This is a genomic window from Xanthomonas sp. DAR 35659 (genome assembly GCF_041242975.1).
Lineage (GTDB): Bacteria > Pseudomonadota > Gammaproteobacteria > Xanthomonadales > Xanthomonadaceae > Xanthomonas_A > Xanthomonas_A medicagonis.
Map to the genome: position 1 here is coordinate 1,934,713 of NZ_CP162488.1, position 12,054 is coordinate 1,946,766.

Here is a 12,054-nt window from a genome sequence, read left to right on the forward strand (position 1 = left end):
AGCGGCTTCAGCCGCGACAGGACCTGTCTGGGGTGTCTGTCGCGGCTGAAGCCGCTCCTACAGGGGCATTGCGCTATTGCCCACGCATCGCTACCAGCGGTACGCCACCGAGACCTGGTACTGGCGGCCGGCGATGGGGCGGCCCATGAACACGCCGCCGGTGGCCGCGCCGGGCACGCGCACGTTGCCTTCGGTCAGGCCCAGTTCGTCGGTCACGTTGCTGCCGCTGGCGGTGAATTCCCAGTGATCGCCGGCATGCAGGCTGGCGCCGACGTCGAGCATGTCGTAGGACGGCAGGCGCTGGCTGTTGGCCAGATCCGCGTAGCGCTCGCCAATGTAGGAGTAGGTGGCGAACACGCGCAGGTCGCCGAACGGCAGCATCCAGTAGTAGCTCGGGGTCAGCCGGAACTGGCGCTTGGGCTGGCGCATCACCTGGTTGCCGGTGAATTCGCGGTAGTTGCGGTACTTGGCATCCAGCCACACGCCGGTGCCGGCCAGTTCGAAGCCGCCGAACGGACGGATCGCGCCTTCCACCTCCAGGCCGTAGGCGCGCGAATCGCCGACCGTGGTGAAGTTCTCGCCGTTGGCCAGGAACGCCTGGAATGGCGAGTTCTTGAAGGTGTTGTAGAACGCGGTCAGGTACAGGTCGTAGGCGGCGCCGCCGGATTTCAGGCCCAGTTCGTACTGGTCGATGTCCTGCACCTTGGTCTGCCCGTCGCGCAGGTTGTCGAAGCCCGGGAACTTGACCCCGGAATTGACCCGCGCGAACAGGCTGTTGTGCGCGTCGAGCTTGAAGTTCAGGCCCGCGGTCCACGACAGCGCGTTGTCGTCCTGGTCGATGCGGCGCGCGCTCGGCAGCGAGATCGAGGTGGCGTTGTCGTACAGCGTGGCCGGATCGCCGTCCAGGTCCACGGTGGCGGTGTCGTGCACGCTGCCGGTGACGCGCTGGCGCTCGTAGCGCACGCCCAGGTCCAGGCGCAGGCGTTCGTCCAGTTCCCATTCGTCGGCCACGAACACCGCGCTGTTCTCGCCCTTGTAGTGCGCGCGTAGGGCGAAGAAGGCGGTGCTGGTGAAGCCATCGCGGGTCGGCCGTCGGCCGTCGGCCAGGTCCACGTCGATGCGCCGCGCATGGTTCTGCGCGGTCAGCAGCATGCTGTTGCCGAGATACCAGGTGTCGTCGGAGGTGTACCTGGCGTAGTAGCTGCCCACCGTCAGGGTGTTGCCGGCGAACAGTTCGCGGCTCAGGCGCAGGTCGTTGGTGAAGGCGTTGAGGCGCTTGTCCACCGACCACCAGCCGGCCTCCAGCACCTGCTGGTCCGGATCCACCGCGCCGCCGCCATTGGTGTAGCGGCCGCTGCCGACGCTGCCGTAGCCGGCGATGAAATCGCCCAGGCGCTGCGGCGCATCGCCGGTGAACAGCGCGTAGGTCGGCGCGTCGCCGCCCATCACGCTGAAGCGGTCGGCCAGGGTCCAGTCGCCGACCTGCCAGTTCAGTTCGCCGCCGAACACGTCGATGTTGACGCCGCGGCCGTCGGCCAGATCGCGCTGGATGGTCTGCCCGTTCGGTCCCACCGGCAAGGTGACGTTGCGGAAGTCGTTGCTGAGCAGGGTGCCGCGTTGCGCGTTGAGGCCGGGGAAGCTGGACAGGTCGCTGCCGTTGTTGCGCGACAGCAGCGGGATCGCGGTGTAGAAGGCGTTGTTGTCGTCGGTGTGGCGCGCGTAGAACGTCAGGTCGCCGCTGTCCCAGCGCTTGCTCAGGGTGGCGCTGAACTGGCCGCCCTTGTCGGCGGAGAACTGCGGGTCGCGCACGCCGTCGGTCTCGCGGAAGAAGCCGCCGATGCTGTAGTACCAGCCGTTGCCCATCGGCCCGCTGTTGAAGAGGTCGATGCGGCGCAGATTGTCGCTGCCGCCGGTCAGGCGCACGCTGCCTTCCGGTTCGTCCTGGCCCTGCTTCTGGATGAAGTTGGCGGTGATGCCGGCCTGGCCGTTGGAGAAGATCGGGCTGGAACCGCCGCGCAGCACCTCCATGCGCTCGATGGTGTCGTCGGTGCGGAACAGCGTGGAGTTTTCCAGGAACGACAGCGTCGGTGGCGGAAACAGCGGCGAGCCGTCGAGCTGGAAGGTGACGAACGGCGCGTCGCCCTCCGACGGCATGCCGCGCACGAAGATGTTGGCGCCGGTACCGCCGCCGCTGGGTTCGGCCCACACGCCGGGGACGATCTTCAGCAGGTCGGCGCTGCTCTGCGGCACCGCCTGCTGGATCTGCTCGGGCGTGGCGGTGGTGATGGAGAAGCTGGCGTCGCGCTTGCGCAGGCCCTTGAAGCGCGCGGTGCCGCTGACGACGACGGTATCCAGCGTGGTGGCGTCGGGTTGCGCGGCCGGCGCATCGGTGGCGGTGGCGGGGTCGGTCTGCGCCAGCGCTGGTGGCGCGAGCAGAACGACGGCGACGGACAGAGGCAGCAAACGCAGGGACAGGGTGGGCTTCATGAAGAATCTCTCCTTTCTTCATTCGAATACGGTGCGCCGGCGGTGGCGAATCGCGCGTGTCGCACGCGCATGCGCGAGAACGGGTCCGGCGCGGCGCGCAGCGGGGGCTGTGCGCCGCGCCCTTTGTAACGCCGTTGTGCGGCAACACTGTTGTGCGCCGCGGTATAGGCCGCGATTGCGTGATGGGATGCGCAGGCTTGCGCTGTCATGGGCATGGGCCCGCGGCAAGATCCGCGAGGTCGCGCCTGATGCCGGTTGCGCGCTTTGTCGCCGATGGCGCGGTGAGACGTGTGCATGGCGCACTCAACGCCAGGCGCATCCGCGCATGCATTGCGCAGGCGCAATGCCCGCCGGAGAGCATCCTGTAGGAGCGGCTTCAGCCGCGACGGATATCCTCCGCAATCAATGCACTCCCAGGGCCGATGTCGCGGCTGAAGCCGCTCCTACATTGCACAGCTGCGTTCGGCGCGGGCACGCGGCTTGAGGCGTCCTTGCATCGTGGATTGCGCATCGTGCTCTGGTCGCGACGCGCGGCGTCGACTGCGTTGGCTGGCTGTGGCTCGCTGCCTCGCGAGGCGTGCGATGCACGCGGCGCGTCAGCCGTTGCAGGCTGTCTTAAAAAAAAAGGCCGCCCGAAGGCGGCCTCGCTGACGTGCGGGAGAGCGCGGCGTCAGAAGAACAGGCGCACGCCGAAGGAGGCATTGCGGCCGGGCAGCATCACGTCGTCTTTCAGGAACGAAGTGTGCACGCGCGCGTCCTGGTCGGTCAGGTTGTTGCCGTCCAGGAACACTTCCCATGCGGTCGCGCCGGCATCGACGTGGTAGGCCAGGTGCGCATCGACCATGGTGTAGCCGGCGGTCGGGGTCTCCTCGACCGCGACCTTGTCCTGCTTCTGGTAGCGCGTGGCGCCGAGCGCGGCGCGCCAGTTGTTCGCGTCCCAGCGCAGTTGCGCGCCATAGCGTGCCGGCGCGATGCGCGGCAGGTTGCCGCCGTCCTTCAGTCGCGCGCGCACCGTGTCGCCGAACACGCGCAGATCCCAGGCGCCGTTGTCGTTGTTGGCCAGGTGGAAGGTGGCCTCGCCCTCGAAGCCGTGGAAGATCGCATCGGCCTGGGTCCACTGGCGGATCGGCAGGAAGTCGTTGTCCTCCTCGTGGAACCACTGCGCGCCGGTATCGACGATGTAGATGAAGTCGTCGTAGCGGTTGTAGTACGCCGAGACCTTGGCATCGACCCAGTCGTTCTTGAAGTTCAGCCCGAGCTCGGCCTGGTTCGCCTTCTCGGTCTTGAGGTCGGGGTTGCCGATCTCGTAGGCGAGGGTGGCGATGTGCGGGCCGTCGGCGAACAGTTCCTCCTCGGCCGGGGCGCGCTCGGCGTGGTCGAGGTTGGCGGTCAGGCGCCACTGTTCGTTGAAGCGGAAGCCGCCGCTGAGCGAGAGGCTGTTCGGGGTGAAGTCGCGGTCCGCGCCGCTGTCGGTGCGGTACTTGGTCTTGTCCACGCGCGCGCCGACCTCGGCGCTGACGCGCTCCCAGGTGTTGCGCGCCACCGCGAACACGCCGATCGCGCGGGTGTCGGTCTTGGGCACGAAGGCTTCCTCGCCGATCGCCTGGAAGGTGCTGTCGCTGCCCTGCACGCCGAACGCGGTCTGCCAGCCGCCGCCGAAGCTGAAGGAGGCTTCCACGCGGCCCTCGTTGGCGCGCTTGTTGAACACCGTGCCCACTTCCTCGCCCTCGAACTCGGTGTGGGTATACGCGGTGTGGCCGAAGCTGTAGCGCAGCGCGCTGCCGTCGCCCCACGGATCGGTCAGGCCGCCCTTGAGCTCGTAGCGGTCCTGGTGCAGGCGCAGCGACACGCCGCGCTCGCCGGCGGCCGGATCGCCGGGTTCGCCCGGGTTGCCGTAGTTGTCGCGGTAGCGCGAGGCCGACAGGCCGACGAAGCCCCAGTCGCCGGCCAGCGAGGCGCCGATCGAGCCGGTCTTGGTATCGAGGAAGGAGTTGGCCTGGCGTCCCTGCGGGGTGTCGTAGTCCTTCTGGTTGCGGTACACGCCGTCGGCGTGGATCGACAGGCCGCTGCCGTTGCCGGCATCGACCCGGAACATGTCGGTGTTGCCGTCCTTGTCGCCGCCGTCGACGCGTACCTCGGCGCGGCCGTGCACGCCGTCCACCGGGGTCTCGGCGATGCGCCCGTCGACCACGTTGACCACGCCGCCGATCGCGCCGGAGCCGTACAGCAGGGTGGACGGGCCCTTGAGCACCTCGATCTGGTCGGCCAGGAACGATTCCACCGCCGGCGAATGGTCCTGGCTGACGGTGGACACGTCCTGCGTGGCCAGGCCGTCGCTGAGGACCGCCACGCGAGGGCCGTCCAGGCCGCGGATGATCGGGCGGCCGACGCCGGGGCCGAAGTTGGAGCTCTGCACGCCCGGCAGGCTGGCCACGGTCTCGCCGATGCTGGCGCCGCGGTTCTCGTCCAGGCGCTCGCCGGCCAGCACGTCGACCGGCTGGCTCAGGTCGCCGGCGGCGTCGCGCAGCGGGCTGGCGGTCACCACCACCGCGTCCAGGTCCTTCACATGCCGGCCCTGGCGATGGCCGTCGTTGTGGCGGCTGTCGCTGGCCGGTGGGGTGGCGTCGGCGTCGGTGGGAGCGTCGGCGGCCAGGGCCAGGGCGGGGCCGAGCAGGGTGCCCAGCGCCAGGAACAGCGCGGTGCGATGGAGCGAACGGGAGCGGGAGGAGGACATAGGCATACCGGGTGAGAGGAAAAGGCATCCAGGCGAGCGCGGACGCTCGCGTTCGCCGCGCGGGCGGCGGACAGGCACGGAGGTGGGGGAGGCGAGGCGACACTGGTCGCCGGCCAGGTGATGTTATATTATTCCATAACGCAACCACCACTGTGCTGGAAGTCATGTCGCCATCCTCCGATCTGCGCGCATTGCTCGACCGCCTCGGCGCCACCGGCTCATTGCTGTGCGCGGTGCATTGCGCGCTGCTGCCGCTGGCGCTGGCGGTGCTGCCGTCGCTGGGCCTGTCCATCTGGCTGGGCGATGGGGTGGAGCGCTCGTTGGTGCTGTTCGTGACCTGCCTGGGCCTGTTCAGCCTGGTCCTGGGCTACCGCCGCCACCGCGCCTGGCAGGCGCTGGGCGTGCTGCTGGTCGGCCTGCTCTCGCTGTGGGCCGGCATGCTGGTGCCGGCGCTGCACCACGCGGTCGCGCCGCACGCGGCGATCATGACCTTCGGCGGCACCCTGGTCGGGCTCGCGCACCTGCTCAACCTGCGGCTCAACCACGGCCACGTGCACGACGCAAGCTGCGCCCACTGAGCGCACGTGGTAGGCTTGCCGGCCTTGCGCGAGGGCGCCGACCGCGTTGCCTCGCCAAACCCGTGCACCGCGCGGGGATTTCGCACACACATTCAGGAGTCGATGAGCATGGGTAAGGGTGACCGCAAGACCGCCAAGGGCAAGCGCTACAACGCCAGCTATGGCAATTCGCGCTTGCACAACGTCAGCAAGGTGGCCGTGGGCGCCGCTGCGCCGGCCGCCAAGAAGTCGGTGGTCAAGAGCCCGGCGGCGAAGAAGGCCGTGGCCAAGAAGACGGTCGCCAAGGCCGGCTGAGCCTGGCTTCCGGCGGTAACGAAAGACGCGGCGCTTGCGCCGCGTTTTTTTGTGCTCGGGAAAAGTGCCGCCACCCGCAGGGCCGCGATTTAAGCCCCTCTCCCCCGGGAGAGGGGTTGGGGTGAGGGTCCGGCGCGAAAGCGTCTCGCGGATTTGGGTACACGAGGCTGCGCCCGTCCCCTCATCCGCCCCTGCGGGGCACCTTCTCCCGATGGGAGAAGGAACTGCGTAAGCCCCTCTCCCATCGGGAGAGGGGTTGGGGTGAGGGTTCGGCGCGAAGCGACCCGCGGAGTTCGGCGCTCAGCGCGGCGGATCGTCCGCGCCGCTGTCGCCGGCTAGGTCGGCGGCCAGCGAGGTCGTTTCCGGTTCGGGCTCGGCGACGGCGGTGGTCGGCAGCAGCTGTTCCGCCAGGCCGCGATAGATCGGCGTGCGGCACACCAGCGCCGAGGCGCCGCGCGCGATCAGCACGGTGGCCAGGATCGGCAGCAGCATGTCGCTGGTGTCGGTGAGTTCCAGCGAGATCACCGCCGAGGTCAGCGGGGCCTGGGTCACGCCGGTCAGGTAGGCGCACATGCCCAGCAGCACGAAGGTGCGCGGATCCACGTCCGGCATCAGCACCGACAGGTTGTGGCCGAGACCGGCGCCCACCGCCAGCGCGGGCGAGAACAGGCCGCCGGGGATGCCGGCCACGTACGACACCAGGTTCGCCAGCAGCTTCATCAACCCGAATTCGTGGCCGACGCTGGCCTGGCCCTGCACCAGGCTGCGCGCCTGCTCGTAGCCGGTGCCGAACGCGCCGGCGCCGAACACCAGGCCCAACGCGACCAGCGCCACGCCGCACAGCGCGGCCAGCAGCACCGGATGGCGGCCGCGCAGCGTGCCCAGCCAGCGCGGCCGGCCGGCGACGGTGGCCAGCACCATGCGGCTGAACACGCCGCCGAGCAGGCCGGCGACCGCGCCGCACAACGCGATCGCCAGCCACGCCCGGCCCAGCGGCAGCGCCGCGGAGACCTTGCCGAAATAGGTGTAGTTGCCGAGCAGGCCCAGCGAGACCACGCCGCCGACGATCACCGCGGTCAGCAGCGTGCCGGAGAAGCGGTGCTCGAAGCGTCCGCTCAGTTCCTCGATCGCGAACACCACCCCGGCCAGCGGCGTGTTGAACGCGGCGGCGATGCCGGCGGCGCCGCCGGCGAGCAGGAAATGCGAGGCCTGGCGCGCATCGCGGAAGCCGAACCAGCGCCCGAGCACGTACATCAGGCTGGCGCCGACGTGCACGGTCGGGCCTTCGCGGCCGACCGAGGCGCCGCCGAATAAGGCCATGGTGGTCAGCAGCAGCTTGCCGGCGGAGACGCGCAGCGACAGGTTGGTCTGCCGGAACCCGTCGTCGGGCCGCTCCAGGGCGGCGATCACCTGCGGGATGCCGCTGCCGCGGGTGGGGCGCAGCACGCCGTTGGTCAGCCAGGCGAGCAGCGCGAACACGCTCGGGGTGAGCAGCAGCGCCCACCACGGCGAGTGCGCGACGATGCGCTGGAACAGGTGGAAGGCCGCGTCGCTGGCCTTGGCGAACACGATCGCCACCAGCGCCACGGCCACGGCGCCGCCCCACAGCACGGCGCGTTGTTTCCAGCCGTCGTGCGAGAGCAGCGGGCGCAGGCGGTGGCGCATGCGGCGCGGCGCGGATTCGGGCGAGGTCATGCGCCAATTGTCGCACGCGTGCCAGGCGCGGGCCCGGTCGGCGGCGCGGGCATTCATGCCTCGCGCAGGGCGGGAGGCGTTTCGTGCGACGGGCGCGCCGGATCTGACGCGTGTTCCAGCGGGCTTCGCACCACGGCCTGACGCATCGCTGCATCAGCGCAAGCGTCGCAGCGCATGAAAGGCCTGGCAGCGCTCTAGCAGGCCGTTGCCGCTGTGCGCGGTGCGTCGCAGCGCATGCGTGTCGTAAGCGGATGTGGGAACCCTGGCGCGAAGGGCGCTGCCGATAAGGTGCGTCGCGACGGAAGGGCACCTGTGACGGCCTGCCTTCGCGATGATCGATCCAGATGCAGCTTGCCTGATGGGAGAGGCTTCAGCCGCGACAGGCACCCTCCATCGCTGGGATCGTCCCTACCATGGCGCTGAACGCGTAGATGCGACGGAACTGACCTAGATCATCCCGCGCAATACGGTTCGCCGGACAGTGTCTGTCGCGGCTGAAGCCGCTCCTACAGGACACTTTCCGACGTTGTTAGGGATGCCCTGAAGCCGCTCCCACGCGCGGCCGATCAGACCACCGCAATGCTGCCTCCACGAATCCCCAATCCCGAATCCCCAATCCCGGCCGTCAACGGCGCAAGGCCGGCAACAGCGCCTGCGGATCGCCGTCGTTGGGCGCGGCGGGAATGCCGAGCAGGCGCGCCAGCAGCGGATACACGTCGACGTTGTCGATCGGCGCCAGCGTCGCGCCCTGACGGAACGCCGGGCCGCGCGCGACGAACACCGCGCGCATCGACGGCAGCGCCGGGTCGTAGCCGTGCGAGCCGCGCAGGCCGGTGGGCGGGCGCTTGGCGGCGAGCGCGGCCGGCAGCGCGTCCCAGCCCTCGTGCATCTGGCACACGATCGGCGGAATGCGCGGATGGCTGCCGTAGTGCCAGCGCGCCGGCAGTTCGGCCTTGCGCCAGCAGTCGTACTGCGGATGCGCGCCGAGCAGCCTGGCCTCGACCCGCGCCTGCTGGCCGGGGCGCGGCGCGATGCCGACCACCTGGCCGTAGCTGATCACCTCGGCATCCTGCGTCGGCACCATGTCCTCGACCGCGACCACGTGATCCGCCGGCACCGTGGCCATGCCGTGGTCGGAGACGACGACCAGGTTGGTGCGCTCCAACTGCCCGCGCCGGGCCAGGCCGTCGAGCAGGTGGCCGATCGCCGCATCGACCTGTTCGATCGCGCGCGCGTATTGCGCCGATTGCGGGCCGAAATCGTGGCCGGCCTGGTCGACCTGCTCGAAGTACAGCGCCAGCAACCGCGGCGGCGGGGCGCTGCGGTCGTCGAGCCAACCCAGTGCCTGGTCGATCCGCGCGTTCGGGGCGACGGTTTCGTCGAAGGGCTGCTGGCGGCTCGGGCGCACGCCCTGGATCGCCGCCTCGCTGCCCGGCCAGGCCCAGCTCGCCGCGGGTAGGCCGGCCTTCTCGGCGCCGACCCAGATCGGCTCGCCGCCCCACCAGCGGCCGTCGCCGACCGCGTCGCGGTCGCTTTTCTCGAACGTGCCCAGCACCGGGTCGCGCATGTTGTTGTGGACGATGCCGTGATGGTCCGGGCGCAGTCCGGTGACCAGGGTGTAATGGTTGGGGAAGGTCAGCGACGGATACGACGGCGTCATCCATTGCGCGCGCACGCCCTCGCGCACCAGCCGGTCCAGGTTCGGGGAGAGGCCGCGGCCGAGCATGTCCGCGCGCAGCGCGTCGATCGAGATCAGCACGAGCAACGGCGGTGTCGTGCTGGCCGGCGCCGCGTGCGCGGCGTCCGGTGCATGCGAGGTGGAAGGAGGGGCGGAGGCGCAGGCGCCGAGCAGCAGCGCCGCGCAGGCGCCGGCCAATCGTAGGGCGATCAAAGTCATCGGCGCATCATAAGACGCGCATGGTGACCTGGCGAAGACATGGCGTGGCGCGTACCGCACGATCGTGCCTGCGGTGCTGGAGTGTGTGATGGCGTTGTTGTTGCTTTGTGAGGCGGCGGCTTCGGCGCGACGGGTTTGCTGATGGTGGTTGTCGCGGCTGAAGCCGCTCCTACAGTGGGTGTGGGCGACGATTGGAAAGCGCGATGCGGTTTCAGTCGAACAGCGGCGCGGTCGCGCCTTGGGCCGCGGCCGCGCCGCGCTGTTCCAGCGCCAGCAGCGCGGCCTTGGTCGGCAGGCCGCCGCCGAAGCCGGTCAGCGCGCCATTGGCCCCGATCACGCGGTGGCAGGGCAGCACGATCGGCAGCGGATTGCGGCCGTTGGCGGCGCCGACCGCGCGCACCGCACGTGGCTGCCCGATGTGCTGCGCCAGTTGCGCGTAGCTCCAGGTCGCGCCGAACGGGATCGCCGCCAGCGCCTGCCAGACGCGGCACTGGAATGCGGTGCCGCGCGGCGCCAGCGGCAGGTCGAAGGCGTCGCGCTCGCCGGCGAAATAGGCCAGCAACTGCGCCCGCGCCTCGCGCACCGGCGCCGCGTCGCGGATCCAGTCGCCGCGGCCGCGCGCGTCGTAGCGGTTCTCCGGGAACAGGATGTGGCGCACGCCGTCGTCGGCGACGGCCACGGTCAGTTCGCCGATCGGGGTGGCGAAGGCGTCGTAGTACAGGCGTTCACGCATGCGAAGTCTCCTCGGCCGGATCGCCAGCCAGATGCCATAGATGCAGGACGGCGTAGGCGCGCCACGGCCGCCAGGCCTGCGCGCGGGCCTCGGTGGCGCGTGCGCTCAGGCGCGCGCCGTCGGCGCCGAGCACGCGTTGCAGGACCAGGTCGCCGGCCGGGAACGCATCGGGTTGGCCGAGCGCGCGCAAGGCGATGTACTGCGCGGTCCAGTCGCCGATGCCGGGCAGGGCGGTGGCGCGCGCGACGAAGTCGGACAGGCGCTGGCCGGCGCGGAACTGCAGGCGTCCGCCCACCACCGCCGCGGCCAGCGCGCGGATCGTGGCCGCGCGCGAGCGCGGCAGGCCGATCGCTTCCAGCGGCGCGTCCAGCAGGTCCTGCGGCGCGGGGAACGCGCGGTCCAGTCCCGGCGGCTGGCCCGGCCGCTGCGCGCCGTGGCGCTCCACCAGGCGCGCGGCCAGGGTCGCCGCGCCGGCCACGCTGACCTGCTGGCCGAGCACCGCGCGCACCGCCACCTCGAAGCCGTCCCAGCCGCCGGGCACGCGCAGCCCCGGGCGCCGCGCGATCGCGCGCGCCAGCAGCGGTTCGGCGGCCAGGGTGGCGTGCACCGCGCGCAGGTCGGCGTCCAGGTCGAAGATGCGCCGTACCCGGCGCACGATGTCCGGGATCGCGCGCGGATCGCCGCCGACGATGCGCAGGCGCAGTTCGTGGCGCAGCGGGTCGGCTTCGACGTGGATCCGGGTCGAGGCGTCCAGCGCCCCCAGCACGCGTTCGTAGCTGGTCTCGCCGATGCGCTCGATGCCGGGGATGGCGCGCTTGCGCAGGAACCCGAGCATGGCCGGGAAGTCCAGCGGCGGGCGATAGCCCAGGCGCAGCACCAGGTCGCCGCCGGGCACCTCGGCGCGCCGCTTGCGGATCGCCGACGGCGGCATGCCGCAGCCCTCCAGGAACGCGGCGTTGAAGCGGCGCAAGCTGTTGAAGCCGGCGGCCAGCGCCACCTGGGTGATCGGCAATGCGGTTTCGGTCAGCAATTGCTTGGCCAGCAGCAGCCGCCGCGTCGCGTGCACCGCGGCCGGGGTGGCGCCGAGCTGGGCGACGAACACGCGTTGCAACTGGCGCGCGCTGAGCCCGATCTCGCCGGCGAGCTGCGCCACGCTCGCCTCCTGCAGCGCGCCGTCGGCGATCAGCGCCAGCGCGCGCCGCACCGCCTCCTCGCCCAGGTGCTGCTGCGCCTCCGGCGACAGCTCCGGCCGGCAGCGCAGGCAGGGGCGATAGCCGGCGGCCGCGGCGGCCGCGGCGCTGGGGTAGTAGTGCACGTTGCTGCGCTTGGGCACCGGCGCCGGGCACACCGGACGGCAATAGATGCCGGTGCTGCGCACCGCGGTGAAGAACACGCCGTCGAAGCGCGCATCGCGCGCCAGGCGGGCGCGGTCGTAGAGGGCGTGGTCGGCGGATGCGGCGTGGGTCATGGCGCCAGTCTAGTCGGCACCGGCGGCGCGTACTGGCCGCTTTCGGACATGGTTGCGCCGGGCCGGTCGCGGCGCGGGCGCCGTCGCCGCGGCGGCGGCGCCGGTTTAGGCGCAGTTCGGAAGCGACCGCGCATCGGCACTAGACTAGACACGCGCACCGCAGGTGCG

8 protein-coding genes are annotated in these 12,054 nt (G+C 70.8%); 2 read left to right on the forward strand and 6 right to left on the reverse strand.

Going from position 1 to position 12,054, the window contains the following annotated elements; all coding sequences use genetic code 11:
- Positions 1–90 precede the first annotated feature (90 nt).
- Both AB3X07_RS08210 and AB3X07_RS08215 read right to left on the reverse strand, forming a co-directional pair.
- Positions 91–2,487 carry a TonB-dependent receptor gene (locus tag AB3X07_RS08210; protein WP_369943935.1) on the reverse strand — a complete coding sequence of 799 codons (2,397 nt, stop codon included), beginning with the start codon at positions 2,485–2,487 and terminating at the stop codon, positions 91–93.
- Between the two features lie 670 nt (positions 2,488–3,157).
- Positions 3,158–5,221 (reverse strand): TonB-dependent receptor, encoded by a 2,064-nt coding sequence (locus AB3X07_RS08215; protein ID WP_369943936.1) that lies wholly within the window; start codon positions 5,219–5,221, stop codon positions 3,158–3,160.
- Positions 5,222–5,385: 164 nt separating this feature from the next.
- Here AB3X07_RS08215 and AB3X07_RS08220 point away from each other — a divergent pair, with 164 nt between their 5' ends.
- A complete protein-coding gene (locus tag AB3X07_RS08220) occupies positions 5,386–5,799 on the forward strand; it encodes a MerC domain-containing protein (RefSeq protein WP_369943938.1) in 414 nt (137 codons plus the stop codon).
- Positions 5,800–5,907: 108 nt separating this feature from the next.
- Entirely contained in the window at positions 5,908–6,093 is a 186-nt protein-coding gene (locus AB3X07_RS08225; RefSeq protein WP_369943939.1) for a 30S ribosomal protein THX, read from the forward strand.
- Positions 6,094–6,393: 300 nt separating this feature from the next.
- On the opposite strand, the gene AB3X07_RS08230 is transcribed toward AB3X07_RS08225, so the two are convergent.
- From AB3X07_RS08230 to AB3X07_RS08245, 4 genes are all read right to left on the reverse strand, one after another.
- On the reverse strand, positions 6,394–7,788 hold the full coding sequence (locus tag AB3X07_RS08230) for a chloride channel protein (protein WP_369943941.1): 1,395 nt from the start codon (positions 7,786–7,788) through the stop codon (positions 6,394–6,396).
- Positions 7,789–8,413: 625 nt separating this feature from the next.
- A complete protein-coding gene (locus AB3X07_RS08235) occupies positions 8,414–9,679 on the reverse strand; it encodes an ectonucleotide pyrophosphatase/phosphodiesterase (RefSeq protein WP_369944696.1) in 1,266 nt (421 codons plus the stop codon).
- A gap of 217 nt (positions 9,680–9,896) precedes the next feature.
- The gene (locus AB3X07_RS08240) at positions 9,897–10,418 is read right to left on the reverse strand and encodes a methylated-DNA--[protein]-cysteine S-methyltransferase (RefSeq protein ID WP_369943942.1); all 522 of its coding nucleotides are present in this window, start codon (positions 10,416–10,418) and stop codon (positions 9,897–9,899) included.
- Positions 10,411–11,886: an AlkA N-terminal domain-containing protein gene (locus AB3X07_RS08245; protein ID WP_369943944.1), complete on the reverse strand. Its 1,476-nt coding sequence runs from the start codon at positions 11,884–11,886 to the stop codon at positions 10,411–10,413. Before AB3X07_RS08245 ends, AB3X07_RS08240 begins: the two co-directional genes overlap by 8 nt.
- Positions 11,887–12,054 lie beyond the last annotated feature (168 nt).